Below are 25875 nucleotides of genomic sequence, written 5' to 3'. Positions count from 1 at the left end.
AACTTATTCTTATTTATCGTTTACTTGTTTCGCTATTTTATTGTGATAGCGTAGAATAGTTTAATTATACTTGTCATACTTCAAGTTGCAGCGCTTTTCGTTAAGCTGCCAGTGACTGTGTTTACTGACGACAGTCACATACTGATGTATGCTCCTAGCGACTTATTTAATTGTCGCCTAGCCGCATCTCGAATTATATAGAGTATATTTGTGTTGCGTATTCGATTTTATTTATGGCGGAAGCCTAAAAGGTGACTATGAAATTTTTAATTTTGATTGTCGTATTAGTACTGATTGTTATTTACTTTTATAACCGTATTGTCGCAATGCGTGAGGCTGTTATTTCAAGCGAAACGGAGATTTCAGTGCAATTAGACCGCCGCGGAAAAGTATTTGATAGTTTGTTGGCAACGGTCAAAAAGTATTTAAGCCATGAATCTGAAGTTTTTAGTAAGATAACTGAGCTAAGAACGCAGGCACAGAATGCGACAGGAGCACAAGCACGTGAAGCGGAAGATGCGTTGTCAAAAATGGTGAGTAGCGGAGCAATTAATGTTGCTGTAGAAGCATATCCTGAGTTGAAATCGGATGCGATTATGGCGAATTTGCAAGAAGAGATCGTTTCAACAGAAAACAAACTTTCATTTGCAAAACGTGGCTACAATCGCGCATTAGAAGCATATAAAGCCTATATTGCATCAATGCCTGCGGTATTTATTGTTGGTATTATTCCTAGCCTAAAAATCGATAAAGACTATTGGCGTCTTGATGAAGAAACAATTAAAAGCGAAGAGTCTCGCCGTATTAATTTTGATTAAAAATGGCTGTTATTGAGCTATTTGCTCAGAGCGTAATGCTTTGAGCAAACTAGCCATATAGGGAATGCTATGGATTTTAGAGACATCATACGTAAAAATAATATTCGTACCCGTTTAGTGGTGATTAGTTATATTTTTATCATGCTGATTGTGGGACTATTAGCAGACACTGCCACCCATCCTGATGAACGAATTGGTTTTTTTGAAAATTTACTGGCGTTTGTCACTTTTCAACAGTTACCAGTGGCAACTTTAATTATTTTAGGACTCACTTTTTTAGGGCTGATTTATATTCATTATCGCGGTCATAAAATGATGTTGGCGGGGATGGATGCAAAAGAAATTACGGCTGAAAATGCCAGTACACCCGAAGAAAGGCAGTTGTGTAATATATTAGAAGAGTTAAGTTTAAGTGCGACTCTGCGTTATGTTCCCCGTTTATATATTTTAGAAAGTGATGAACCAAATGCTTTTGCTGCTGGTTGGACATCAAAAAATGCCCTAGTAGGGGTGACTCGAGGCTTATTAGAGACGCTAAATAGGCAAGAAGTACAAGCTGTGATGGCTCATGAGGTCGGTCATATTATTCATGGTGACTCTAAATTAACCTTATATGTTGGTATTTTAGCGAATGTGATTCTCACTATTACCAATATCTTTAGTCAGTTATTTATTCGTACAGCGGGTCGTAGCCGTAATAGTGCTTCGAACAAAGCGCAAATTATTTTATTAGTACTCAATTTTGTCTTGCCTTGGATCACGCAAATTCTTTATTTTTATCTTTCACGAACCCGCGAATATATGGCTGATGCCGCAGCCGTTGATTTAACAACAGATAATCAAGCGATGATCAGCGCATTGAGAAAAATTTCAGGGAAACATGAAAAAACAGAGTATGATCATTCGAGTACTGGTGATGCCTACCGCAGTGCCGCTTATATCTTTAATAAAGGTGATTCGGCATTTTCAACGCATCCTTCGATTGAAAATCGTATAGCGGCGTTAGAAGGGCGTAAAAAATTTTAAATATATCCATATGCTTCAAGTTGTAGCGTTGTGACTTGGTGCCGCGCTACACTCTAAACGCTTTAAAATATACACTTCTTATGATGGTTTTTATTGATATTTGGCGTTTTTTTAGCTTGTTTGCTTTGCGGTGCTGGAACCTCACGTCATTAGCCTCTATAATTTCGCCAACCATAATTTTTACTTGTCATACTTCAAGTTGCAGCGCCTTGCGTTGAGGCATGGTGATTGCGCTCATTGGTCGCTTAGTTGCACTTCGAATTATTTCGGGTATATGAAGTTATGCATTTCATTTCAGATTTATTTAACCAGGTTACCATTTTATGACTGACATAGCGCATCACTGTACCATTGTAGGTATATCGGGAGCTTCTGCATCCGGAAAAAGCCTTATCGCGAGTACTCTCTATCGGGAACTCAGGGAAAAGGTCGGTGATCATAATATCGGTGTTATACCAGAAGATTGTTATTATAAAGACCAAGCTGATATCCCTATGGAAGAGCGGTTAAAAGTGAATTATGACCACCCAAATTCTATGGATCACAGTCTGCTCTACCAACATCTCAAAGCTCTAAAAAACGGCCAATCCGTTGAAATTCCTCAATATGACTATGTTGCTCATACCCGCAAAGACACCACTATCCATTTCAGACCTAAAAAAGTCATCATTATTGAAGGGATCTTGTTGCTAACGGATAAACGTTTACGGGAAGAGATGGATTTTTCAATTTTTGTGGATACTCCTCTTGATATTTGCTTGATGCGTCGGATAAAACGTGATGTAAATGAGAGAGGTAGAACACTGGACTCGGTTATTGAACAATATAATAAAACTGTTCGTCCTATGTTCTTACAATTTATTGAGCCGTCGAAGCAGTACGCCGATATTATTGTTCCTCGTGGTGGTAAGAACCGCGTAGCCATTGATATCTTGAAAGCGAAAATCGGCGAATTTTGCCAAGACTAGCCCAAGGGGCTTTAAGGCGACAAAATGATGAAGGGGGATTCTGTCATGCGTCTTTGTGACCGCGATATTATTCAATGGTTGGATGAAGGAAAGTTAGTTATTAACCCTCGTCCACCAATTGAGAGGATCAATGGAGCTACTGCTGATGTCCGTTTAGGAAATCAGTTTCGTGTTTTCCGAGGCCATACCGCCGCTTTTATTGACCTAAGTGGCCCGAAAGATGAAGTTAACGCGGCACTCGATCGCGTGATGAGTGATGAAATCATTCTTAAAGATGATGAGCCTTTTTTCCTTCACCCAGGCGAATTGGCACTTGCAGTCACACTTGAGTCTGTTACCCTGCCTGATAACGTTGTTGGGTGGCTGGATGGACGTTCATCATTAGCACGATTAGGGCTAATGGTGCATGTGACAGCGCATCGAATTGATCCCGGTTGGTGTGGGCAAATTGTGTTAGAGTTTTATAATTCAGGCAAATTGCCACTAGCCCTGCGTCCGGGAATGGTAATTGGTGCATTAAGTTTTGAACCATTATCAGGTAGTGCTGATCGCCCTTATAATAGTCGGCAAGATGCGAAATATAAAAATCAGCAAGGGGCGGTAGGTAGTCGCATTAGCGAAGACTGAGAAGTATAACGGAATTACTATTATGTAACTTTAAGTCATTCAAGATGCAGATAGGCGGCAAGTGAAGCTAGCCGATGAACATGGGTAAATAAAGTGATTCGAGTCGCTGGTACCTTAGTGAAAAATCTGCAACTTGAAGTATGATGAGTATAGGGTAATTCCGTAAATTGCAGGGATAGGTGTAGTGTGAGCCTTTTGTGTGGCGTAGCAGACATAATTTAAGTGAGGGAAGAATGAAACGGTTTCTGACGACACTGGTCATTTTGTTGGTTGTGGTTGTTGTAGGGTTAACCGCATTAGTGATGCTCGTTAATCCAAATGACTTCAGGCAATATTTGGTCGAAAAAGTGGAGAAAAAGAGCGGCTATCAGCTCGATTTCAAAGGTGATATGCGTTGGCATGTTTGGCCGACATTAAGCATTATTACAGGTCCTGTCTCGGTAACCGCTCCAAATGCTAGCCAGCCCGTTTTGAGCGCAGAAAATATGCGTCTCGATGTGGAATTATGGCCCTTGCTTTCTCACCGCCTATCTGTAGAGCAAATTGTTTTAGATGGCGCAGTTATTCGTCAAACGCCTGAAAGCGAACCACAAATTAGTACCAATTCACCTATCGCACCTGAAGGTCATCAGCGCACTCCAAGCTCTACAGAAAAAAGCCAATGGTTGCTCGATATTAATCAAGTTGAAGTATCGAATAGTTTGGTGATCTGGAAAACCAAAAACGATGAATACAATTTACGCAATATTGATCTTTCACTGAAAAAAAGTGATGAGCGTAAAATCAAAGCTAAATTTAGCGGTAATTTAAATAAAAATCAGCAAGAGCTCCGCTTTGATGCACAAGCTGAGTTAGATCTTTCTCAATTATCGCATCAAATTAGTGGGCAATTAAGCCAATTTGACTATACCTTTACTGGCGTTGACTTGCCTGAAGGGGGTGTCACGGGGCAATTTACTGCTGATTTTGCTTATCTTAAAGATGATATTGCAACAGCAAACTTAACTAATATTATTATTAAAGCCAATGATAGCGAATTAACGGGTAAGGTTAATGCCAAGTTAGGGAATATCCCTGATGTGAATGTACAGCTTTCTTCAACTATGCTGAACCTTGATAAGCTATTAGGTACGCCGAATTCCAATGAAAATACCCGTAATAATAGCGCCAATGAAACAGAGAATTCAGTTAGGGTTGGTGTGAAACCAGTTATATCTGGTAAGCAAACGCAAAAATATGATTTGTCGAATTTAAAATCCTTTACTGCCAATATTAATTTGAATATTGATAATTTGGTGTATCGTGGTATGGCAGTCAATGCCGTCAAATTTGTAGCGCAAAATCAAGCGCCTCAATTGGTGATTTCGCAGTTTGAAGGTAAGGCATTTAGCGGGCAGTTTTCACTGCCAGTCACTATTGATTATAGCAATGTGCCAGCACAACTCACCGCAAAACCTAATATTCAAAATATCGATCTTACGCCATTATTAAAAGCCTTTAATATGCCTGAGAAGCTCAGCGGTATTGTTACCATTAACGCAGATTTGTCTGGGCCCGGTTATGATGATTATGCCGTGAAAAATTTATGGCAAGGACCGATTAATTTTAGTCTACGCAATGCGCGATTGGCTGGGCTTAATATTCCGTTACTGATCCAGCAGTCTATTTCACGAGTGACCAATAAAATTAATGCGCCAGTGAATACCGGTAATTATACAGAAGTTGAATTGTTCACGGTTAATGGCCGTTTAAATAAAGGCATTATTAATATTGCTTCGATGCAAGCCACCTCACCGTTGATTTCAATTACAGGGCAAGGTTGGGCTAATGTGCCGGCTGAAAGTCTAGATGTTAATTTAGGTGTACAGATTACTCAAGGATGGGGTGGTGATTCACGCTTTATCCAACAGTTACAGGCGATGACTATTCCGTTACGTATTTACGGCGGGTGGAATAATCTGCAATATCAACTCAATGTTGAAAAGCTACTGCGTAATGAGTTAAGAAGCCAAGCTAAAGAGGCGATTGGTAACTTTTTGAAGAAAGAAGAAAAGCAAGGGCTAAGTGATTTGTTGAATGCTTTGTAATTTAAATAACGGCTATACACTGAAATGAAACAGTGTATAGCTTTTACAATTATGTTTTAAGCATGACCTTCATTTTTATAATCAATGATTTTTCGTTGTCTATTTTGAATATTTTCTTCAAAGGTACTTTTAGATGAAAAATTGTTGTTGTCCCTATTATTTCTATTCTTTTGTTTTTCAGCGACTATATCTCTTTGGTTATCAATAGAGTTTTGTAATTTATTTAAATTCGCCATTTTACTTGAATTGTGGTTGTAAGTTGAGGTGGTAATTTTATCTTGGTATTCTTTAACTTTGCCTTTGAGATCTGATAGTTCGGTTGAAATTTTGCTAAGTGCAGATTGATCTAAACCAAAAATACCACCTTTGTCTTTTTGTAATTGACTTGTAATTCTATTAACATCTTTCATTATGCCTTGTTTGAGTTGTTCAACTTCTTTTTTGTGAACAGTTTTTACTGTTGTGATGATTTTAGGTTGTGAATTTGATGTATTACTAACATTCGATATAGAGTTTGCCGTAGTAGGGCAATGTGTTTTTTTTGAAATATTAGTTTGATTTTGATTCTGTTGGATATGTTGGGTATTTTGATTATGTACCTTCATTATTAACCTCGAGTAATATTATTAAGTTGCTCAAATTATTGAACATCTAAATAGTAAACTCTTGCAAAAAACGCCTTAAGATTATCAATGTTAGCTGAGTATTTTATCGACAAATATTGATTGACGAAAAAACAACAAAAAAATACCGGCCAATCGGCCGGTATTGTGTTTGTCATGAACATACTATCAACAATGATTACTCTTCATCATCGGCATGTCTTTTCGGTGGAATAATCAGTACTTTACTAATACGGTGACTATTAACTTCCAACGCTTGGAAAATGCAGCCATTGATTTCAATTTTTTCACCTTCTTCAGGGATACGCTGAAGGTGTTCCATCAATAGGCCCGCAATCGTTTCATATTCACGTTTATCTTCTAAGTGAATTGGCACAAACAAAATAAGGTCTTCTAACGGCATAAAGCCATTGGCAACCCAATTGCCATCTTCCAATTTTTGAATATCGTGGCGTGAGTCATTGTCTTCCGCCCCTTCAGGCAGGTTACCTGCGATGGTTTCCATTACGTCGGTTAGCGTTACCACGCCTTCAACGGTACCAAACTCATCAACCACAAATGCGAAGTGAGTTTGTGCCTTACGGAACTGTTCAAGCGCTTTTAACAGTGATAACCCTTCAGGGAAGATAAGCGGCTGAGAAATCAGCGCACGTAAATTCAATGGCTGTCCGCTTAACTGTTGTTTCACTAAATCAAGAACATGAACAACACCTACTGGCTCATCATTAATGGTTTCATCAATGACCACAAAGCGCGAATGCGGATTTTTTTCCATCAACTGTAATAAATCACTGGCAGATTTATTGATGTCTAAATACTCCACATCGTGACGAGAAGTCATGATGCTTTCCACGTTACGTTGTGCCATCCCCAAAACACGTGCAATCATTTGGCGTTCTTGTGGGTCAAATACAGATTGATTATCAGCAATTAAGTCTGATGTGCGCGCATCTAACTCAGCGGTTTCATGTTTACCACTTAAAATACGTAATACAGCTTCAGCAGTGCGTTCACGTAGCGGACGACTGCCTTTTAAGAATTTACGGCGATTGAACTGAGCAAATTGGTTCAAAACCTCAATCATGATAGAGAAACCAATCGCTGCGTACAGGTAGCCTTTCGGTATAGCGTAACCAAAGCCTTCTGCCACTAAACTAAAGCCTATCATCAGTAAGAAGCTAAGGCACAAAATAACGATAGTTGGGTGATTATTAACAAAGCTTGTTAATGGTTTACTTGCCCATATCATCAATGCCATTGCAATGGTGACGGCTGCTACCATGACGCCAATATGGTCAACCATACCGACGGCAGTAATCACTGAATCCAGTGAGAATACCGCATCTAGGACGATAATTTGTGCAACCACAGCCCAGAAATTCGATGTTTTTCGTTGGCTATTGGTGTGTTCATCAGCCCCCTCTAGCCGCTCATTTAGCTCCATTGTGGCTTTAAACAGCAAAAATAACCCCCCGATTAGCATGATGAGATCTCGGGCGCTAAATGGGTGATCAAAGAGTGTAATTAATGGCTTGGTGAGTGTAATGAGCCAAGACAAGCTAAAGAGTAAAACAACGCGCATAACCAGTGCGAGCATTAGACCCGTTACGCGGGCGCGGTCACGCAGCTTTTGCGGTAGCTTATCGGCCAAAATGGCGATAAAAACGAGGTTATCAATACCAAGAACGATTTCTAGAACGATTAGGGTGGCAAGCCCCGCCCAAATCGAAGGATCTGCGATCCATTCCATACAGTTTGTTTTACCTTCTAATATGACGGCTTATGCCGACTGATGAATAATGCGGTTTGTTGTCGCAAATATCAATAAGAATTCACGCTTATGAGACGATAATCTATAAATTATGTTCCGTTTGCGCCAACGATTGCATCAATAACTACCCAGCGGAACAAACCTGAGTTAACATGTGATCCTGTTAACAGAATTGTCAGCAATCAGATTGCTGGCGTAGGTCTTAATCAGACAGGAGTTTTTCATGTCAAAGCAACAGATTGGCGTTGTCGGTATGGCTGTCATGGGGCGTAACCTAGCGCTTAATATTGAAAGCCGTGGTTATTCAGTCTCTATTTTCAACCGTTCAAAAGATAAAACGGATGAAGTTATTGCCGAAAATCCAGGGAAAAAATTAGTTCCCAGCTACACGATTGAAGAGTTTGTCGACTCTCTGGAAAAACCACGCCGTATCCTGCTGATGGTGAAAGCGGGTGAAGCAACGGATAAGACGATTGCTGCATTAACTCCGCATCTCGATAAAGGTGATATCCTGATTGATGGCGGTAACACCCTGTATAAAGACACTATCCGTCGTAACCGTGAATTGTCTGAGCAAGGCTTCAACTTTATCGGTACAGGTGTTTCAGGTGGTGAAGAAGGCGCACTAAAAGGCCCATCTATTATGCCAGGTGGTCAAAAAGAAGCTTACGAATTAGTTGCGCCAATTTTGAAAGAAATTGCTGCTAAAGCCGAAGGCGAACCTTGCGTAACGTATATCGGTCCAGATGGAGCTGGTCATTATGTGAAAATGGTTCACAATGGTATCGAATACGGTGACATGCAGTTGATCGCTGAAGCGTATTCATTACTGAAAGGCTCATTAAATCTAAGTAATGAAGAATTAGCAGAGATTTTTGCTGATTGGAACCAAGGTGAACTTAGCAGCTACCTGATCGAAATCACCGCTGATATCTTCAAGAAAAAAGATGAAGATGGAAAATATTTGGTTGATGTGATTTTAGATGAAGCAGCGAACAAAGGTACCGGTAAGTGGACCAGCCAAAGTTCATTGGATCTAGGTATTCCTGTTACGTTAATCACTGAATCTGTATTTGCACGTTATATCTCTTTCCTGAAAGACCAACGTGTTGCAGCATCTAAAGTTCTAACGGGTCCAGTCCTAAAACCAGTTGAAGGTGATAAAAAACAATTTATTGAGAAGGTTCGTCGTGCTCTGTATTTAGGTAAAATTGTTTCTTACGCACAAGGCTTCCAACAGTTGAAAGCGGCTTCAGATGAATACAATTGGGATCTGAACTACGGTGAGATTGCTAAAATCTTCCGTGCGGGTTGTATAATTCGTGCGCAGTTCCTGCAAAAAATCACTGATGCATACAACGATAACGCGCAAATTGCTAACCTATTGTTAGCGCCATACTTTAAGCAAATCGCTGATGAATATCAGCAAGCTCTGCGTGATGTTGTGTGTTATGGGGTGCAAAACGGCATTCCTACACCAACCTTCTCTGCGGCGATTTCTTATTATGATAGTTATCGTGCGGCGGTATTGCCTGCTAACTTGATCCAAGCGCAGCGTGACTATTTTGGTGCTCACACTTATAAGCGTACTGATAAAGAAGGCGTATTCCATACCGAATGGATGGAATAATCGCAAGTGTTCGTGATTAATTAAAGAGTGAAAAGAGCCTTAGTTTTCTAAGGCTCTTTTTGATTGAGAATATTCAGCTGTGTTCATTAAATTAAAATATTATTTACTCAAATTAACATCAATCACTTGATAAAATGCATTTTGTGTATCTGCGACATCCCATGTTGCTAAGATGACATGATAACCTTCACGATCTGTTGGTATATTGCAATTAAATTTAATATCTACGCTAGTGCTCGGCATGGCTCCATTATCATCTCGTTTGCAGAATGGTGTGAGGTCAAATGCGGAGCGAGTTAATGCAGCGGATTGATCCCAACCATTTTTTGTAATAAAGAATCGCCAATCTTTTGTTGAATGCGCCATAGTGAGAAACCAAATAAAGGTATTAGCGCCTGTTTTCATATCGACTTTGTTCCAACGGGTAGGGCTTTGTTCATCGAGATCACTAAATCTTTCTATACCACCACTCGCAATCTTGCCATCAGGAGGGCCTGATTCAGGGAAGCCTTTTTGGGTTTCAATACTTTGAGGTTCGTATAAACCACCATCTTTGCAATTGGGATTGGTGGGCGTTTTGGCGGTTCCATCATAGCTATCAACGCTACATTGGTATGAACGGCTTTCTGGTAATCTCACATAGCCATGAGCGTTAACTTGAAATGATGATGCGATGAATAGAGTTCCCAATATACTTATGTATATTGGCGATATAGTTAGATATCTCATAATAACCTCCACTCTAATAAAAAGATAAAAAAGACACTGCTGACTGACGATTAAGAAAAGTGATGCTGTATCTGCGATTTATAACGTCAGCAATAATATTTTTATCATTTTGAGTAATAGAGATATTGAATAGAACAGTGCAATATTGATTAAATTTTTAATCAATAATATTTGGGCATAATTGATATCTCTCAATAGAGGAAATAGTTGTCTTCTGGTAGCTTTGATTGATAATCTTGATAGAATTACCAATCGGCTTTTTATTGCAGTCATGGCATTAGGCGTACTGCTTCCTAACTTATTCTTTGATGTGTATTAATCTAACACTTTATTTTTATGCGGAAATTTCTTGTTCTTTTACTTTTGTTGGTACTCCTTAGCCCATTAGCGATCGATTTGTACTTACCGACGATCCCTGAGATTGCGATTGCGTTAGGCTCTCCTGAGTCACTGATACAATCAACTATTGCGTTGTTTATTTTAATTTTTGGGCTAGGGCAGTTAATTTCAGGGCCATTGATTGATCGCTATGGCCGTAAGCCTATCGCCATTATTGGCATTTTAATTTATATCATTGGCTCCTCTATTGCTGCTTTATCCACGACAGCGGAAATTTTTATCGCAGCAAGAATACTGCAAGGCGTTGCTGTTTGTTGTACTGGGGTTGTCGCTTTTAGTAGTGTACGTGATCGTTTTAATGGTACTGAAGCTGCCCGTGCATTTGGTTTTTTAAACGGCACATTGAATATTGTTCCTGCATTAGCACCGCTTTTGGGGGGATTTCTTGCTGAATATTGGGGATGGCGAGCCCCTTTTTGGTTTTTAGCTTTGTATGCATTACTGATTTTAGTACTGGTGGTGGCGTTTTTACCTGAAACGCGTCCCGAGAGCTTAAAAGAGGTTAAGAAGCTTCAACTGAATCACTATCTGCATATTTTACGCCACAAAAACTTTATGGTATTTGCATTGGTCAATGCGAGTAGTATGGGAATGGTATTGACATATGTTTCTTTTTCTCCGGTTGTGTTAATGGGGGATTCAGGCCTTACACCGTTACAGTTTTCTTTAGCATTTGGCGCAAATGGTTTTTGGATTATGTTCGCAAGTTATGTCGCAAATTATTACATTCCTAAAATTGGTCGCCCGAATTGTTTAAAAGTCGGTAGTCTCTTTATGGGAGTGGGATGTTTAGGGCTATTATTGGGCTTAACCTTATTGCCTGCCTCATTACAAAATCACTGGCTAGCTTACATGTTGCCTGTTGCTTGTGCTTGCACAGGCCTTGCATTTATGATGGGGACGTCGACGAGTTATGCTTTAGAGCCTTTTGAGAAAGAAGCTGGAACGGCTTCTGCATTAGTTGGTTTTATCCAAATGGCGCTTGGTGCTGGATTAAGCTTGCTAGCGATTTATTCGATGCTACCTGCGAAATGGGCATTAGCGGCGTTGATGCTATTAGGTTGTGTCATTGCCTTGAAAGCACGAAATACCAGTTTAAAATTAGCAGTTACTACTCATCAGTAATATCGTTTGAGTTGGGGAATGGTACATATCGTTCCCCACGTATAGCAAGTTACTCAGCGAGCAATTTATGTTGTGTTGATTTAGGGGGAACAGTGATAAACCCGTTATTAAAGCAGCCTCGAGTGGCTAAAGGTGATGTGTTGTTGAGCGCGAATACATCACCATAGACAGCGTTCTATGGTAATAACTTATCTAATCAGGATTGTTACCATGAATCAAAAACATTGGTCAAAATACCAATTACTTCATGAAGTTGTACAGAACCCAAATATCCATATTAAAGGGCAGCATAGCTATTACAGCGACTGTTGGGATAATGGATTTGAGCAGTCGGTTGTGCGTTATTTGGTTGGAGATGAAGGCAGCCGCGATTGGCAGTTAGCTTGGGATGTCGATCAACTGTATATTGGCGATTATGTGTGCATTGCAGGTGAAACCGTGATTTTGATGGGGGGAAACCACACTCATCGAATAGATTGGTTTTGTTTATATCCTTTTCTTGAACATATTGAAGACGCTTATATCGGTAAAGGCGATACAGTGATTAGCGATGGCGTTTGGATTGGTATGCGAGCGATGATCATGCCAGGTATCCATATTGGTGAGGGAGCCGTGATCGCGGCCAATAGTGTGGTGGTTAAAGATGTAGAGCCATATACTATTGTAGGCGGTAATCCTGCAAAACCAATTGGTCAACGTTTCTCGACGGGTATTATTGCTGATCTGCTTGAGATGAAAATCTATGATTGGCCAGAAGAGCAGTTCACTGCCTTAAAACCTTATTTGTGTGGTTCAGATATCGCAGCATTAAAAGCGGCACTCATTAAATATCAAACTCAATAATACGATGACTCATAGGGAATGATTATGCATCATTCCCTTTTGCGTATTTAAAATTATTTTTTACCGACTAAGTAGCCAAACACAAAACCTATACCTGCGGCAACGGTAGCAGCAGCGAGGGGGTTATTTTTTACTGTATCTACTGCACTATTTAATGTGTCACAGCCGTGAGCTGCACATTGGCGTATTGAACCTTTAATTTGATGTTCTGTGGAGCCTGTTGCTTCACCGTAGGTTTGTTCTGCTGCACCTGCGGCTTCTCTTGCTTTATTTTCTGCTTTATCGAATAAGCTCATTATATTCTCCTTAATAGTCAATAGTCGCTATTATTAAGTGTAGCAGCCTCATAATATCTTGTGTGCTTTTTACTTAAACTGAGTCAGCTTTACATTCACTCTTCAATACGGATAAATTCAACTAGCGTTGGATTTGCGACTTTTTGATAATCTTCAGTATTTAGAATAATTGAACGTTCAAGTGTTCCCGCATTAAAAGCGAGTTCATCGAAACGTACAAACAATAGAGGATCAGCAATCAATTTAAGTGATGGATGAAAGCTAAAAGGGGGGATGGCACCGAAAACGCATTGGGTCAGTTCATCGACTTCTTTTGGGCTAGCAAGTGATGCACGTGTCCCACCAATTGCATGGGCTATTTTACTTAAATCTGCTTGTTTATCAGCGGGTAAAATGGCGAGTACATGTTGGCGAATACCATTGCCTTTGACGTGGCACACGAGACCTTTTGCCCCTTGGCCCAATTGGGTTCCGCGAATTTTAGCGACTTCTTCTGATTTTCCTGCCGTTGAATGCTCCATAACACGGTATCTCGCATTATGTTGATCAAGCAATTGTGTTAATTGATTAAAAATAATGTTTTCTGACATGATGCCTCTTTTCTTTTAAATCAGACTGATAGAATGATAGCAAGTCAGAGGTTATATACAACTTGGTTTGATGAGCAGCCCGTAAAAACGAGCTGCCTTGGCGTTTATTGGTGGCGTTCTTTCAAACGGTTAATAATAGTGGATAAATCAAGCTCTTGATCTTGTAGTAGTACCAGCAAGTGATACATCAAATCTGCGGCTTCATTGGTCAGTTCGGCGCGATCGTTGACCGTTGCAGCCAGTGCTGTTTCAACGCCTTCTTCGCCGACTTTCTGAGCAATGCGTTTGGTTCCACTTGCATATAAACGGGCGGTGTACGAACTTTCAGGATCCGCTGTTTTACGTGATTTTAATAATGTTTCTAGCTCAAATAAGAAACCCCAATCTGTTTGCGCAGGTGCAAAACAGCTTTCGGTACCATTATGGCAAGTAGGGCCAATTGGCTGCACTAAAGCTAATAGAGTATCACTGTCACAATCAGGGTAAATATCCACTAAATTGAGGAAGTTCCCCGAGGTTTCGCCTTTCGTCCATAAGCGTTGTTTGGTTCTTGAGTAAAAGGTGACTTTGCCACTGTCTAGGGTTGTTTGCAACGCTTCAGGGGTCATGTAACCTAGCATCAGTACATCACCTGATGTTGCATGCTGTACCACGACAGGCATTAGCCCATCGACTTTTTGCCAAGCGAGTTGGTCACATTGTTGTTTAGTTAACATACTCTAATTTGAACTCCATTTTCTGCAAGGTACTGCTTTAATTCACCAATATTAATAATTTGCTTATGAAACACTGATGCAGCGAGTGCGCCATCAACGCCAGCGTCGGCAAAGGCATCAAGGAAGTGCACCATTTCTCCAGCACCGCCGGAAGCAATTAATGGAACTTGGCAAACTTCACGAACTTTTTTCAGTTGTACCAAGTCGTAACCTTGACGTACACCGTCTTGGTTCATCATGTTTAAAACGATTTCACCTGCACCACGTTGTTGCACTTCAGTGACCCAATCTAACGTTTTCCAACGCGTTTGGGTGGTACGTTTTTCATCGCCAGTAAATTGATAGACTAAATAATCATTGGTTTCTTGATCGAACCAAGTGTCGATACCGACAACAATGCATTGTACTCCAAAGCGATCGGCTAGGCGGCTAATGAGTGTTGGATCGGACAGCGCAGGGGAGTTAATGGAGATTTTGTCGGCCCCAAAAGATAATATTTGAGCTGCATCTTCAACACTTTTTATGCCACCTGCAACACAAAATGGAATATCAATCACTTCAGCGACTTTTGATACCCAGCTTTTATCAACCACTCGACCATCAGATGACGCGGTGATATCGTAAAAAACCAGTTCATCTGCACCTTCTTGGGCGTAGCGCTGAGCTAGAGGGACGATATCTCCAATAATTTCATGGTTACGGAATTGTACACCTTTTACGACCTGCCCATCACGAACGTCCAAACAAGGAATTATGCGTTTTGCCAACATTCGATTGCCTCCGCAACGGTAAATTTGCCTTCAAGTAGTGCGCGACCGACGATCACCCCAGCAGCCCCTGATGAAGGGATCTTCGCGATATCAGCTAAACAGCCAATACCACCGGAGGCTTGTAAAGCAATATCAGGGTATTGTTGGCTGATTTCTTGATATAGGTTGACATTAGAGCCAGTCAAAGTGCCATCTTTAGAAATATCGGTACATAACACATGTTTTAAGCCATAGGGCTGATACATTTCAATCGCTTGCTCTAGAGATAAATTGGAGTTTTCTTGCCAACCACTGATCGCAATCTCTTTCACACCTTGCTGATTGATACGGACATCCAGTGCCAATACAATCGCTTCGCCGCCATAATGCTCGAACCATGTTTTCACAAGCTCAGGTTGTGTGACAGCGGTTGAGCCGATCACCACACGAGTTGCACCGGCTTCCAATAGGGCTTTGACGTCTTCTTCACTGCGAATACCACCCCCCACTTGTACTGGGACAGAAACCCCTGCGAGTAATTTTTTTAATAGCGTTATTTGGCGCTTTTGTGGATCTTTAGCACCTGTTAGGTCAACAAGGTGTAGTAACTTAGCGCCTTGCTGTTCATATTGTTGTAAACGTGGGAGTGGGTCGTTGCCATAATCGGTTTGCTTGGCATAATCACCTTGATGTAAGCGAACAACGTTGCCATCAATTAAGTCTAAAGCTGGAATGATCATCTCAATTACATCTCCAAAAAGTTTTGGATCAGGCGTGAGCCTGCGACTCCAGAGCGTTCTGGGTGAAATTGAACGCCATAAAAATTATCTTGATTTACCGCACTACTAAATGGGTTACCGTATTGGGTTTGTGCGATAGTTTGGTTAGAAATTGGCATTGAATAGCTGTGCACAAAGTAAAAATAAGCATTATCGTTGATGCCTTTAAAGAGTGGATGGCCAGCTAGCGGTTTCACTTGGTTCCAGCCACTGTGTGGGACAGGTAAACCGTTTGCATCCATTTTTTGCACAGGGCTATCAATCAAGCCTAATAATGGGATCGGCTCTTTGCCTTCTTCACTGACACTGCCCATTAATTGCATGCCTAAACAGATACCTAAAACAGGTTGAGTCAGTGCTTTAATTAAAGGCACCAGCTCGCGTTGATGGAGTTGGTCCATCGCTGCACTTGCTGTGCCAACTCCAGGAAGAAAGACTTTATCTGCCTGTAAGATAGTATTGGTATCACGGCTAATTTGTGGGTTGTAACCTAAACGTTTTACCGCATAAGCCACTGATGATAAGTTGGCACAACCGGTATCTAAAATCACCACGTTCATCACAGAACCCCTTTCGAACTTGGTAATGTATCGCCTTCGACGCGGATAGCTTGGCGCAATGTGCGTCCAAATACTTTAAATAAGCTTTCTGCTTTGTGATGATCGTTTTTACCTTTGGTTTTCAAGTGGAGAGTACAGCCCATGGCGTAGGAAAGAGAGCTGAAAAAGTGCTCGATCATTTCTGTGCTTAAATCGCCGACACGTTGGTATTTGAATTCAGCTTTATATTCAAGGTGAGGGCGGCCTGAGATATCTAGCGCACAGCGTGCTTGGCACTCATCCATTGGCAAAACGAATCCAAAGCGAGCGATACCACGTTTATCACCTAATGCGAGACGCAGTGCTTCTCCAAGTGCTAAACCAGTATCTTCTACAGTATGGTGATCATCGATAAATAAGTCGCCTTTGACTTCGACATTGAGTCGGAAACCACCATGAGTGGCGATTTGATCTAACATATGATCAAAGAAGCCAACACCAGTGTTGATTTTGCTTTCACCTTCTCTGTCTAGCCAAACTTCCACATTGATATTGGTTTCTTTGGTGACTCGCTCTACTTGTGCATGACGGTCACGTTGGGTTAATTGTTTGGTAATGGCCTGCCAATTAAGTGATTCAGGCTGATAGCGCAAACCTTTAATACCCATATTTTCGGCCAGTTGGAGATCCGTTTCACGATCACCAATCACATAACTATTCGCAAGATCGAGTTGGCCTTCCGTCAGGTACTTTTTAACTAATCCAAGTTTGGGTTTACGGCATTCGCAGTTATCAGCAGGTTTATGAGGGCAAATTAACACTTCATCAAATGTGATACCTTGCGATTCGAAAACTTGCATCATTAAGTTGTGTGGTGGTTCAAAATCAGCGGTTGGGAAGCTATCCGTACCAAGTCCGTCTTGATTGGTAACCATGACTAAGCGGTAATTGGCTTTTTGTAATGCCAGTAAACTTGGGATCACCGCTTTTTCAAATGCTAATTTGCTGAGGCTATCAACCTGAAAATCGCTAGGTGGCTCAGTGATCAATGTTCCATCACGGTCAATAAAAAGTATTTTTTGGCTCATGAGTATTTCCTATTTTCAGATTTAGCAAAGTGCTTCGATAGCTTCAATGACACGGACATTTTCAATTTCTGTGCCGATCGTGATGCGTAAACAGTTAGTTAATCCCAATTGTTTGCTTTGGTCACGTAAAATAATGCCTTGATCCCAGAGGGCTTTAAATACCTTATTAGCCTCAGTAAAACGCACTAAAATATAATTGGTTTCACTTGGATAAACCTTTTCGACGATAGGTAACTCACTGAGAGCCTCTGATAGCGCAATTCGATTATCCGTGATAGTGGCAACGCGATGTTTCATGGTTGCAATACCTTCGATGCTGAGTGCTTGTGCGGCGATCGTGGCAACTGGGGTTGATAATGGATAGGGCGCAATCACTTTTAGGAGGATTTCAATCACATCAGCAGATGCTAACGTGAAACCGCAACGCAGCCCTGCTAGCGCGAAAGCTTTTGATAATGTTCTGAGTACCACAAGATTCGGGTAATTAGCTATCCAGCTAGCCACACTGTATTGTGGACAAAATTCAATATAAGCTTCATCGACGACAACTAATGCACGCTCAGCCGCCATTTCGAGCACCTGAACAAGATCTTTATTATCGATAATGTTGCCGGTTGGGTTATTTGGACTGCAAATATAAATCAGTTTTGTATTTTGTAAATTGTCGCGAATAGCATCGATATTCAGTGACCAATCAGGCATCGCAGGAATTTTTTTCTGCTCGACACCAAATGTCTCTGCACTCACGCTGTACATGCCGTAGGTTGGTGGGCAGAACATCACCGCATCTTTGCCTGGTTCGCAAAATGCGCGGATCAGCAGTTCGATTGATTCATCAGCACCACGGCAAACTAACACTTCTTCGGGTGAAACGCCTGCATAAGCGGCATAATTAAGAATAACATTGGCTGGCTGACATTCAGGATAACGATTTAGGTTACGTTCATTAAACTGAAAGTCTGGCGCAGTAGGGTACTCGTTAGCATTAAGCCAAACATCACCGTTACCACCTAAACGACGAGCAGACATATAGGGTGTCATTTCTTTAACATTGCTGCGCGCAAGACTGGCTGCTTTAAACAGTTCGCTCATGACTTACTCCTGATTTTGTTTTTTTAGTTCGGTGACGCGTAAGGTCACAGCATTTTTGTGGGCAGTTAAACTTTCTGCCTGCGCTAATGTTTCAATGGTGGTTGCTAGCCCTAATAGTCCTTGTGGTGACAGCTTTTGTATTGTCATGCGCTTCATAAAATCTGCCAACCCAAGGCTGGAGTATGTCGATGTATAGCCGTATGTTGGCAGCACATGATTCGTGCCTGATGCATAGTCACCGGCTGATTCAGGTGACCAATCTCCCACAAATACTGAGCCCGCACTGCTTATGTTATCGACTAAATCATCTGCATTACGTATTTGTAAAATTAAGTGTTCAGGACCATAGCGATTACTAATAGCAACACATTGTTCAATTGAATCAGCGATGATCACTCGGCTGGCGCTTAATGCTGCTCTAGCAATATCTGCACGCGATAGTACCGCGAGCTGTTTCTCAGTTTCATCAATAACGCGTTGTGCAAATTCTGCGCTATCGGTTAATAAAATAACTTGTGAATCAGGGCCATGTTCGGCTTGTGATAACAAGTCAGATGCGGTGAATGCGGGGTTTGCTTGGCTGTCTGCGATGACTAAGACTTCAGATGGACCCGCAGGCATATCAATCGCAGCACCTTCATGGCTCTGGCTGACTTGGCGTTTGGCTTCTGTGACATAGGCATTACCGGGGCCAAAAATTTTATCAACCGCAGGAATATTGTCAGTACCAAAAGCCATTGCGGCGATGGCTTGCGCACCACCGACTTGATAAATATCACTGATCCCACATAATTTTGCCGCATATAATATTTCATCAGCAATCGGCGGTGGAGAGCACAAAATAATTTGTCGACAGCCTGCAATATTTGCAGGGGTACCAAGCATCATCACGGTTGAAAGTAATGGTGCTGAACCACCAGGAATGTATAAACCAACCGCATCAATGGGTCGTGTGACTTGTTGGCAAACGACACCTGATTGTGTTTCAACACGGATCACTTCAGGTTTTTGCGCTTCATGAAAGCGACGGATATTACCAATTGCCGTTTTCATCGCGACTTTTATGTCATCGCTAAGACGCGCTTCGGCTTGTTCAACGGCATCGCTTGAAACACGGATAGTTGAAATTGTCGTTTTATCAAAACGTTGGCTTAACTCAATTAAAGCGTTATCACCATCAGCTTTGACTTGTTCAATAATTTGCCTGACCGCATTTTCAATATTACCTGATGCAGCAATTGCGGGGCGGGTGAGTAAGGCTTTTTGTTCATCAGCGTTACAGTCAGACCAGCGAATTGGTTGGTTAAATCCCATTTTCATGCCGATTACTCCATCATTTTTTCAATTGGCAGAACCAAAATGGAGCTCGCTCCTAATGCTTTGAGTTTTTCCATGGTTTCCCAGAACAGTGTTTCGCTACTGACCATGTGCATTGCAACACGATTTTGATCACCGGCTAATGGCAATAGTGTCGGACGTTCCGCACCAGGCAGCAAAGCAATGATTTCTTCTAAACGTTCACTTGGCGCGTGCAACATAATATATTTTGATTCACGTGCTTGGATAACACCTTGAATACGCGTCATCATTCGGTTAATTAATTGCTGCTTATCAGCAGACATTTCGCCATCACGTTGGATTAAGCAGGCTTTTGAACGGTAGATCACTTCCACTTCTTTTAAGCCATTGGCTTCTAATGTTGCACCTGTGGAGACGAGATCACAGATAGCATCCGCAAGGCCCGCACGAGGAGCGACTTCAACAGAGCCATTGAGTAAGCAGGACTTAAATTGAATGCCTTTTTCATCGAAGTAACGTTTTAGTAAGTGCGGATAGGATGTTGCAATACGTGCACCATTTAAACATTCAGCACCTGTATAATTGAAATCGAGGGGCGCAGCTAACGAGAGGCGACATGCACCGAAATCAAGGCGACGCAGTGTTTTATAGGAAGGGGTATTGCCCTGTGCAAGGCGGCTTAATAGTTCTTCTTCTAATACGTTTTCACCGATGATCCCCAAGTCAACTACGCCATCCATTACCAGTCCTGGAATATCATCATCACGCACTCGAAGTAAATCAATAGGCATATTTTCTGCATAAGCAATCAGTCGTTGTTGTTGTAAATTAATTTTAATACCACAACGTGCCAACAGTTCTCTTGAATCATCGCTCAAACGACCTGATTTTTGGATGGCAATTCTTAATCGTGATTTGTCTAACATAATTTTACCCTGCTTATCTTGTAATAATTTTTTGATTAATAATAAAAAAACCCTCGGAAGTTTATCTTCCGAGGGTTTTCTCTATTTCGCATTTCAGCCACCGGAAGAGTCGTTGATCGTCTTCCAGCACACATCGCCCGAAAGACTAATCAGGATGATGGTGATGATGATTGCGAGAAATACGATTCATAATAGCTTCCGTTACTTAGATTGTTAGTTTTTGTCAGTTGCTTAAACATTCACTAGGTAACAACCTATCCGATTTAGTGATCACAATGCAACCCTTTTTTTCAAAATAATCAATAATTGTTGGTAGTGGGTAGTTTCGTAGTGAATAATTGCAAAAATAATAGGTTCGGAAGTTAAAAGATTTTTCGTTATGCTAATAGCAAATAAATGTCTATGAGTGGGGAGTGGTTATAGATGAAAAAGGTCACAATTATTGGATTAGGTTGGTTGGGATTACCGCTTGCAAGAGCCTTATTAGAAGATGGAATTGAAGTATCTGCAACCAAGACCACTTCTGACGGAGTTGCTGCGGCACGTGCGATTGGTATTGATTGCTACCCTTTGCAGTTAACCGCTGAATTAGAGTGTGAGCCTGATGACTTACAGCAATTAATGGAGAATTCAAATGCGTTAGTGATCTTACTTCCTCCGTCAAAAGTCAATGTAGAACGTTACGTTGAAGCCATTAGTTTATTGGTTGATACCGCAATCACGTTTCACATTCCTCGCGTCATTTTTACGTCATCGACATCAGTTTATGGGCAAGCCGTTGGTGAAATAGATGAATCAAGTGAAAGGCAAGCGGAAACCGCATCTGCTCAAGCACTTATCGACGTGGAAGATTGGTTACATGGGTTGCCTAATATTGCTGTCGATATTTTACGTTTAGCGGGCTTAGTTGGAGAAAATCGCCATGCTGGACGTTTCCTTGCAGGTAAAAAATCCCTCAAAGGAGCAGCTCAACCCGTTAATATTGTTCATCAAGATGATGTAATCGCGGCGATCCAATTATTGCTTCAGCAGCCTCAAGGTGGCCATATTTATAATCTTTGCGCTCCAGAACATCCACAACGCAATCAATTTTACCGTCAAGCATCGCAATTATTGAATTTAGAGCTTCCTGAATTTATTGAAGAGACTGAGGTTGATAAAGGTAAGGTGGTAAACGGCAATCTTATCTGCGAAGAGCTTGGGTTTGAATATCAATATCCAAACCCAATGCAGATGCCTATGAGTATCTAGAGCCTGTTTATCTTTGCTGATGATTTTTACAACAATAAAAGATTAAAAAATAGCCTGATTAATTGCTCTATCATTTTAATAGACCAACTTTTTATGATTTGAGTTAAAAATGATGTTTGAATGTTGCCCTACGGGTTCGATTAAAGAACGTTTCACTCATTTGATGCTGCGTTGAGAGGCTCTTGCCTAGGTCACTAGGCGGCGAACCTCTCGCCTTGCCTAAAATGTCTTTAATTCGAATAAAAATTCACCTTCAAAGACCAACAGGCTCTAGTTATTTCAAAGGGATAAGAACAATTTTTTGAAACGCCGGACGCGTTTTTAATTGGTTAAACCAGCGCTCTAAATGAGGAAACTCAGGGCGCTCGGTAACAATTTCATGCCATGGGTAGAAAAGGGGTGCAATTGCGATATCTGCAATACCAAAATTTTGTCCATTAAAGTAAGGCTGATTGGCGAGCGCATCATCAGCAATTGTCAGTAGTTTTTCAATATTTTGATAGATGACACGAGCTGTTTCTGGATCGCGCTCATCAACAGGAACTCGGACAATTTTATTCATCATTTGTTTGATATTGTCGAATAAACTGCCACAACCCCAGTCCATCCACTTATCTGCCGCTGCTCTCTCTTGAATACCTTGTGCGACTAATAAGTGAGACTGATCAAATTTTTCCGTAAGATAACGTAAAATGGCATTGGATTCCCACAGGGTAAAGTCATCATCCTGTAGAGTTGGGATGGTGCTATTGGGATTCATTTTTTTATATTCAGGTGTGTCAAGCCCGCCAAATGGGCCACCGACATCTTTTTGGTTATAAGCAACATTGAGTTCTTCAAGGCACCAAAGGACTTTTTTGACATTTGAAGAGTTTTTACGACCCCATACAGTTAACATAATTTACCCCATGATTTTATATTTCGTTGTTTACCCCAAGTAAGATAGATGAAATCGTATGATAGCAACAATCTTTATTTGCCCCATATAGCTAAATTGGGTAAAAAGTCCTACATTAATAATGAATTAACCGTTTTCGTATTTGTAAAGGAGTAACCGATGGACAGAAAAATATTCACGCTAAAGGCGCGTTATCTAGGAAGTGGATTGGGCCTTTTGCTTGCAATAAGTAGTTATACTTACGCAGCGGAAGCGCCGGTTGCTCCACAGATTGATGCAAAAGCTTATGTACTGATGGATTACGATAGCGGCAAAATATTGGCATCAGGGAACCCTGATGAACGTTTAGATCCTGCTAGTTTGACAAAAATGATGACTAGCTATGTTGTGGGACAAGCGATTAAAGCAGGAAAGATCACGCCACAAGATATGGTCACGGTTGGCATTGATGCATGGGCTACAGGGAACCCTGTATTGAAAGGCTCTTCTTTGATGTTTTTAAAGCCAAAAGATCGCGTTTCGGTATTAGATTTAAATAAAGGTATCGTGATCCAATCCGGTAATGATGCCAGCATTGCGCTTGCCGATTATGTAGCAGGTAGCCAAGACACATTTGTCAGTTTGATGAATCAATATGTTAAGCAATTAGGGCTGACAAATACCCACTTTAAAACGGTGCATGGCCTAGATTCTGAGGGGCAATATAGTACCGCGCGTGATATGGCCATTCTTGCACAAGCGATGATCCGTGATGTGCCTGAAGAATACGCATTGCATAAAGAGAAAGAATTCACTTTTAATAAGATCCGTCAGCCCAATCGCAACCGTTTATTGTGGAGCCAAAACCTAAATGTTGATGGGGTAAAAACCGGGCATACCAGTGGAGCAGGGCATAATTTAGTGGCATCTGCGACTGATGGGCCAATGCGTTTGATCTCAGTGGTACTTGGGGCGCCAAGTGATAGAGTGCGTTTTTCTGAAAGTGAGAAACTACTTACGTGGGGATTCCGATTCTTTGAAACGGTTACGCCAATTAAAGCAGATCAGACATTACAGACACAACGCGTGTGGTTTGGTGATAAATCTGAGGTAGCACTTGGGGTTGAAAAAGATACGGCTATTACTATTCCAAAAGGGCAGTTACAGAACTTGAAGGTCAGCTATACCTTAACAGATCCATCGATTGAAGCACCATTAGCGAAAAACCAAGCGGTAGGTACGGTAAACTTTATCTTAAATGATCAAGTTATTGAACAGCGTCCGCTGGTAGTAAAAGAAGCTGTTGAAGAAGCTGGATTCTTTGGTCGAGTATGGGATTATATCGTTAAAACACTAAGTGGCTGGTGGAGTGCTATTTTCGGTTAATCATTGATTGAGTATATATATTGAAGGCGCTTTAAATGCGCCTTTTTTATATGCGTAAAAATTATATTCTGATTTTAAATTTGCAGACAAACTACAATTGCAATAATTAAAAATAAGTTTGATAATTGAATTAATCGTTCAGTATTTAATTATTTTTGTTTTTTTAATTTAATACTTAAATGATTTTCTTGCAAAAATGGATTTTAATACCGCATATTAAAAGGAAAAGTTATTTATGTTTATGACATTACAAGAAAGAAAAGCACAATTATCAAATAAACAAATAGAACAGGGGTTAGGTGGAAATATTACTACTGGTGGTGATGCAACAAATAATGGCCACAATAAAGGGATTATTGAAGGTGGGGAAGCTCATGACTCAGGATTGGGAAATGGGAAAGTTAAAGGTGGTGAAGCAATAAATAATAATCATAATATCAACACTATTGAAGCAGGTTCTGCAATAAATAGAGGGGAAAATAACGGTAGTGTAGAAGGCGGGGATAGTACTAATAATGGTATTAATAATAATGCGTTAGTTGGTGGTAAGGCAAATAATGCATTTGGTTCTTTGAATGCGAAAAACTCTTATATTAAAGCGGGTAATGCAATACGAGAGCTACAAAATTGTGTAGATGTTTATGATGGGCATCAAAAGCAATTAGCAGAAATGAAAAAAAATTACGAAGAAATTAAAAAAAGTTTTGATGAAGAACAATCAGACGCTTCCTCACTATCGGTAGAAAATAAAGAAAAATATGAAAGTATTTTAAAAGAAAAAAATGAAGAAATAAGAAAATTAAATGAAACTATAAAGAGTGACCTCCAAAAAATAGATTCATTAATGGCTGAAGTATCTAAAAAAGATTCAGATATTCAGCGTATGTCATTACAATTAGAATCAGTAATTCAAGAAAAAAATAAGCTAGAATTAAAAGTTAATGATGTTAATCTAAAACTAGATAAAGCGACTAAACGAATAGAGGATCTGAAAACCAGTATTAAGAATAAACAAGATAAAATTACAGATATAGAATTGCAATTAGCCGATGAAACATGTGATAGAGAAAGTTTAAATAAGGAAATCCAGTCTTTAAAGAAAGAGTTGAGTGGTGCAGAAAAAAAATTACAAGCTAATTATGATTTAATTTCTAGAAGAGAGGCTAGAATTACTGAGCTAAGCTTGAAAATAACTGAAATGGAAACTCAATACAGCCTAAAAAGTCAGGAGGTTAGCCATAAATTAAATGAACTTTTAGAACAAATCACGGTATTAGCGAATGAAGGTAAAAATGAGTTACCAGAAATATCGACGGATGTAATGAGTCATCAGATGACTGAACTAGCCATTTCTCTGACAGAAGTCGAACCCGCAAAAGTAGTGGGAGGTAACGCAGGAAACTCAGGTATTAATGCAGGTACAATCAAAGCTGGAGATAGTAATAGCCAGTCAGTGGTCGTTAATACAGAAATTAATGTTCATGCTGATGGCGTGGAAAATTCAGTTGTGAGCAAAATATCAGAATCTATGAGTTCATTGATTAGTAAAACAGAAGGTGTGGTTCAAGAAGGGATTGAATCTGTCAGTAGAAATATTGAAAGCTCTTTTTCATTCGTGGCAGATAGGGTTGTGTAGTCATC

The 25875-nt window shown here is 40.5% G+C and carries 25 protein-coding genes and 1 other annotated feature; of the genes, 11 read left to right on the top strand and 14 right to left on the bottom strand.

The genetic code is table 11. From position 1 onward, the window contains the following. Positions 1–257: 257 nt before the first annotated feature. The 5 genes from SC428_RS07795 (at position 258) to asmA (ending at position 5526) form a co-directional block, all read left to right on the top strand. On the top strand, positions 258–818 hold the full coding sequence (locus tag SC428_RS07795; protein WP_070924959.1) for a LemA family protein: 561 nt from the start codon (positions 258–260) through the stop codon (positions 816–818). 69 nt (positions 819–887) lie between these two features. Beyond that, positions 888–1844, top strand: a complete 957-nt coding sequence (gene htpX / locus SC428_RS07790; RefSeq protein WP_283125420.1) for a zinc metalloprotease HtpX — start codon at positions 888–890, stop codon at positions 1842–1844. Positions 1845–2167: 323 nt separating this feature from the next. Then, complete coding sequence (udk, locus tag SC428_RS07785) at positions 2168–2812, top strand: uridine kinase (protein WP_070924957.1); 645 nt, start codon at positions 2168–2170, stop codon at positions 2810–2812. 45 nt (positions 2813–2857) lie between these two features. Next, the gene (gene dcd / locus SC428_RS07780) at positions 2858–3439 is read left to right on the top strand and encodes a dCTP deaminase (RefSeq protein ID WP_070924956.1); all 582 of its coding nucleotides are present in this window, start codon (positions 2858–2860) and stop codon (positions 3437–3439) included. Positions 3440–3672: 233 nt separating this feature from the next. After that, positions 3673–5526: an outer membrane assembly protein AsmA gene (gene asmA / locus SC428_RS07775; RefSeq protein WP_318706864.1), complete on the top strand. Its 1854-nt coding sequence runs from the start codon at positions 3673–3675 to the stop codon at positions 5524–5526. A 56-nt stretch (positions 5527–5582) separates the two neighbouring features. Here asmA and SC428_RS07770 read toward each other — a convergent pair whose 3' ends face one another. Next, positions 5583–6131 (bottom strand): hypothetical protein, encoded by a 549-nt coding sequence (locus SC428_RS07770; protein WP_140180583.1) that lies wholly within the window; start codon positions 6129–6131, stop codon positions 5583–5585. A gap of 196 nt (positions 6132–6327) precedes the next feature. Next, the gene (locus tag SC428_RS07765; protein ID WP_070924954.1) at positions 6328–7899 is read right to left on the bottom strand and encodes a TerC family protein; all 1572 of its coding nucleotides are present in this window, start codon (positions 7897–7899) and stop codon (positions 6328–6330) included. 244 nt (positions 7900–8143) lie between these two features. Between SC428_RS07765 and gndA the strand changes: the two genes are divergently transcribed. Next, positions 8144–9550, top strand: coding sequence for an NADP-dependent phosphogluconate dehydrogenase (gndA, locus tag SC428_RS07760; protein ID WP_070924953.1), 1407 nt, complete (start codon positions 8144–8146; stop codon positions 9548–9550). Between the two features lie 99 nt (positions 9551–9649). Here the strand turns inward: gndA and SC428_RS07755 are convergent, their stop codons facing one another. Continuing rightward, positions 9650–10279 carry a lytic polysaccharide monooxygenase gene (locus SC428_RS07755; protein WP_283125422.1) on the bottom strand — a complete coding sequence of 210 codons (630 nt, stop codon included), beginning with the start codon at positions 10277–10279 and terminating at the stop codon, positions 9650–9652. A gap of 336 nt (positions 10280–10615) precedes the next feature. On the opposite strand from SC428_RS07755, the gene SC428_RS07750 reads away from it, so the two are divergent. Next, positions 10616–11803, top strand: a complete 1188-nt coding sequence (locus SC428_RS07750) for a multidrug effflux MFS transporter (protein ID WP_318706861.1) — start codon at positions 10616–10618, stop codon at positions 11801–11803. 210 nt (positions 11804–12013) lie between these two features. Beyond that, a complete protein-coding gene (locus tag SC428_RS07745; protein ID WP_070924950.1) occupies positions 12014–12646 on the top strand; it encodes a CatB-related O-acetyltransferase in 633 nt (210 codons plus the stop codon). A 53-nt stretch (positions 12647–12699) separates the two neighbouring features. On the opposite strand, the gene SC428_RS07740 is transcribed toward SC428_RS07745, so the two are convergent. The 10 genes from SC428_RS07740 to hisG form a co-directional block, all read right to left on the bottom strand. Further along, the gene (locus SC428_RS07740) at positions 12700–12942 is read right to left on the bottom strand and encodes a glycine zipper domain-containing protein (RefSeq protein WP_318706859.1); all 243 of its coding nucleotides are present in this window, start codon (positions 12940–12942) and stop codon (positions 12700–12702) included. 95 nt (positions 12943–13037) lie between these two features. Beyond that, positions 13038–13532 (bottom strand): YbaK/prolyl-tRNA synthetase associated domain-containing protein, encoded by a 495-nt coding sequence (locus SC428_RS07735; protein WP_070924948.1) that lies wholly within the window; start codon positions 13530–13532, stop codon positions 13038–13040. Positions 13533–13636: 104 nt separating this feature from the next. Continuing rightward, positions 13637–14248 carry a bifunctional phosphoribosyl-AMP cyclohydrolase/phosphoribosyl-ATP diphosphatase HisIE gene (gene hisIE / locus SC428_RS07730; RefSeq protein WP_070924947.1) on the bottom strand — a complete coding sequence of 204 codons (612 nt, stop codon included), beginning with the start codon at positions 14246–14248 and terminating at the stop codon, positions 13637–13639. Further along, a complete protein-coding gene (gene hisF, locus SC428_RS07725; RefSeq protein ID WP_070924946.1) occupies positions 14242–15018 on the bottom strand; it encodes an imidazole glycerol phosphate synthase subunit HisF in 777 nt (258 codons plus the stop codon). The genes hisIE and hisF overlap by 7 nt, the downstream gene beginning before the upstream one ends. Then, entirely contained in the window at positions 15000–15737 is a 738-nt protein-coding gene (gene hisA, locus SC428_RS07720) for a 1-(5-phosphoribosyl)-5-[(5-phosphoribosylamino)methylideneamino]imidazole-4-carboxamide isomerase (RefSeq protein WP_318706855.1), read from the bottom strand. Before hisA ends, hisF begins: the two co-directional genes overlap by 19 nt. A gap of 5 nt (positions 15738–15742) precedes the next feature. After that, positions 15743–16336: an imidazole glycerol phosphate synthase subunit HisH gene (gene hisH / locus SC428_RS07715; protein WP_070924945.1), complete on the bottom strand. Its 594-nt coding sequence runs from the start codon at positions 16334–16336 to the stop codon at positions 15743–15745. Beyond that, on the bottom strand, positions 16336–17403 hold the full coding sequence (gene hisB, locus SC428_RS07710) for a bifunctional histidinol-phosphatase/imidazoleglycerol-phosphate dehydratase HisB (RefSeq protein WP_318706851.1): 1068 nt from the start codon (positions 17401–17403) through the stop codon (positions 16336–16338). Before hisB ends, hisH begins: the two co-directional genes overlap by 1 nt. A 21-nt stretch (positions 17404–17424) precedes the next feature. Then, entirely contained in the window at positions 17425–18495 is a 1071-nt protein-coding gene (gene hisC, locus SC428_RS07705; RefSeq protein WP_283125427.1) for a histidinol-phosphate transaminase, read from the bottom strand. Between the two features lie 3 nt (positions 18496–18498). Further along, positions 18499–19815, bottom strand: a complete 1317-nt coding sequence (gene hisD / locus SC428_RS07700; RefSeq protein WP_318706849.1) for a histidinol dehydrogenase — start codon at positions 19813–19815, stop codon at positions 18499–18501. 5 nt (positions 19816–19820) lie between these two features. Continuing rightward, positions 19821–20720: an ATP phosphoribosyltransferase gene (gene hisG / locus SC428_RS07695; RefSeq protein ID WP_140180548.1), complete on the bottom strand. Its 900-nt coding sequence runs from the start codon at positions 20718–20720 to the stop codon at positions 19821–19823. A gap of 41 nt (positions 20721–20761) precedes the next feature. Further along, positions 20762–20890 (bottom strand) — a sequence feature (His leader region). Between the two features lie 253 nt (positions 20891–21143). Between hisG and SC428_RS07690 the strand changes: the two genes are divergently transcribed. After that, on the top strand, positions 21144–21971 hold the full coding sequence (locus SC428_RS07690) for an SDR family oxidoreductase (protein ID WP_070924940.1): 828 nt from the start codon (positions 21144–21146) through the stop codon (positions 21969–21971). A 274-nt stretch (positions 21972–22245) separates the two neighbouring features. Here the strand turns inward: SC428_RS07690 and SC428_RS07685 are convergent, their stop codons facing one another. Next, positions 22246–22869, bottom strand: coding sequence for a glutathione S-transferase family protein (locus SC428_RS07685; RefSeq protein ID WP_070924939.1), 624 nt, complete (start codon positions 22867–22869; stop codon positions 22246–22248). Between the two features lie 159 nt (positions 22870–23028). On the opposite strand from SC428_RS07685, the gene SC428_RS07680 reads away from it, so the two are divergent. Both SC428_RS07680 and SC428_RS07675 read left to right on the top strand, forming a co-directional pair. Continuing rightward, the gene (locus SC428_RS07680) at positions 23029–24234 is read left to right on the top strand and encodes a serine hydrolase (RefSeq protein ID WP_070924938.1); all 1206 of its coding nucleotides are present in this window, start codon (positions 23029–23031) and stop codon (positions 24232–24234) included. 235 nt (positions 24235–24469) lie between these two features. Beyond that, positions 24470–25870, top strand: coding sequence for a hypothetical protein (locus SC428_RS07675; RefSeq protein ID WP_140180543.1), 1401 nt, complete (start codon positions 24470–24472; stop codon positions 25868–25870). Positions 25871–25875: the final 5 nt, after the last annotated feature.

The sequence above is a fragment of the Providencia sp. 2023EL-00965 genome (assembly GCF_033550225.1).
Classification (GTDB): domain Bacteria; phylum Pseudomonadota; class Gammaproteobacteria; order Enterobacterales; family Enterobacteriaceae; genus Providencia; species Providencia manganoxydans.
Note: the sequence above shows the minus strand (reverse complement) of the source record. Positions and strands in the feature narration are given on the sequence as shown.

Coding starts and splice junctions, on each gene's coding strand:
- gndA (WP_070924953.1), top strand. CDS start 8,144: ATGTCAAAGCAACAGATTGGCGTTGTCGGTATGGCTGTCATGGGGCGT.
- asmA (WP_318706864.1), top strand. CDS start 3,673: ATGAAACGGTTTCTGACGACACTGGTCATTTTGTTGGTTGTGGTTGTT.
- SC428_RS07795 (WP_070924959.1), top strand. CDS start 258: ATGAAATTTTTAATTTTGATTGTCGTATTAGTACTGATTGTTATTTAC.
- hisIE (WP_070924947.1), bottom strand. CDS start 14,248: ATGTTAACTAAACAACAATGTGACCAACTCGCTTGGCAAAAAGTCGAT.
- hisD (WP_318706849.1), bottom strand. CDS start 19,815: ATGAAAATGGGATTTAACCAACCAATTCGCTGGTCTGACTGTAACGCT.
- udk (WP_070924957.1), top strand. CDS start 2,168: ATGACTGACATAGCGCATCACTGTACCATTGTAGGTATATCGGGAGCT.
- SC428_RS07690 (WP_070924940.1), top strand. CDS start 21,144: ATGAAAAAGGTCACAATTATTGGATTAGGTTGGTTGGGATTACCGCTT.
- SC428_RS07735 (WP_070924948.1), bottom strand. CDS start 13,532: ATGTCAGAAAACATTATTTTTAATCAATTAACACAATTGCTTGATCAA.
- SC428_RS07755 (WP_283125422.1), bottom strand. CDS start 10,279: ATGAGATATCTAACTATATCGCCAATATACATAAGTATATTGGGAACT.
- hisH (WP_070924945.1), bottom strand. CDS start 16,336: ATGAACGTGGTGATTTTAGATACCGGTTGTGCCAACTTATCATCAGTG.
- hisB (WP_318706851.1), bottom strand. CDS start 17,403: ATGAGCCAAAAAATACTTTTTATTGACCGTGATGGAACATTGATCACT.
- SC428_RS07745 (WP_070924950.1), top strand. CDS start 12,014: ATGAATCAAAAACATTGGTCAAAATACCAATTACTTCATGAAGTTGTA.
- hisC (WP_283125427.1), bottom strand. CDS start 18,495: ATGAGCGAACTGTTTAAAGCAGCCAGTCTTGCGCGCAGCAATGTTAAA.
- SC428_RS07675 (WP_140180543.1), top strand. CDS start 24,470: ATGTTTATGACATTACAAGAAAGAAAAGCACAATTATCAAATAAACAA.
- hisA (WP_318706855.1), bottom strand. CDS start 15,737: ATGATCATTCCAGCTTTAGACTTAATTGATGGCAACGTTGTTCGCTTA.
- SC428_RS07740 (WP_318706859.1), bottom strand. CDS start 12,942: ATGAGCTTATTCGATAAAGCAGAAAATAAAGCAAGAGAAGCCGCAGGT.
- SC428_RS07765 (WP_070924954.1), bottom strand. CDS start 7,899: ATGGAATGGATCGCAGATCCTTCGATTTGGGCGGGGCTTGCCACCCTA.
- hisG (WP_140180548.1), bottom strand. CDS start 20,720: ATGTTAGACAAATCACGATTAAGAATTGCCATCCAAAAATCAGGTCGT.
- hisF (WP_070924946.1), bottom strand. CDS start 15,018: ATGTTGGCAAAACGCATAATTCCTTGTTTGGACGTTCGTGATGGGCAG.
- dcd (WP_070924956.1), top strand. CDS start 2,858: ATGCGTCTTTGTGACCGCGATATTATTCAATGGTTGGATGAAGGAAAG.
- SC428_RS07685 (WP_070924939.1), bottom strand. CDS start 22,869: ATGTTAACTGTATGGGGTCGTAAAAACTCTTCAAATGTCAAAAAAGTC.
- SC428_RS07750 (WP_318706861.1), top strand. CDS start 10,616: ATGCGGAAATTTCTTGTTCTTTTACTTTTGTTGGTACTCCTTAGCCCA.
- SC428_RS07770 (WP_140180583.1), bottom strand. CDS start 6,131: ATGAAGGTACATAATCAAAATACCCAACATATCCAACAGAATCAAAAT.
- htpX (WP_283125420.1), top strand. CDS start 888: ATGGATTTTAGAGACATCATACGTAAAAATAATATTCGTACCCGTTTA.
- SC428_RS07680 (WP_070924938.1), top strand. CDS start 23,029: ATGGACAGAAAAATATTCACGCTAAAGGCGCGTTATCTAGGAAGTGGA.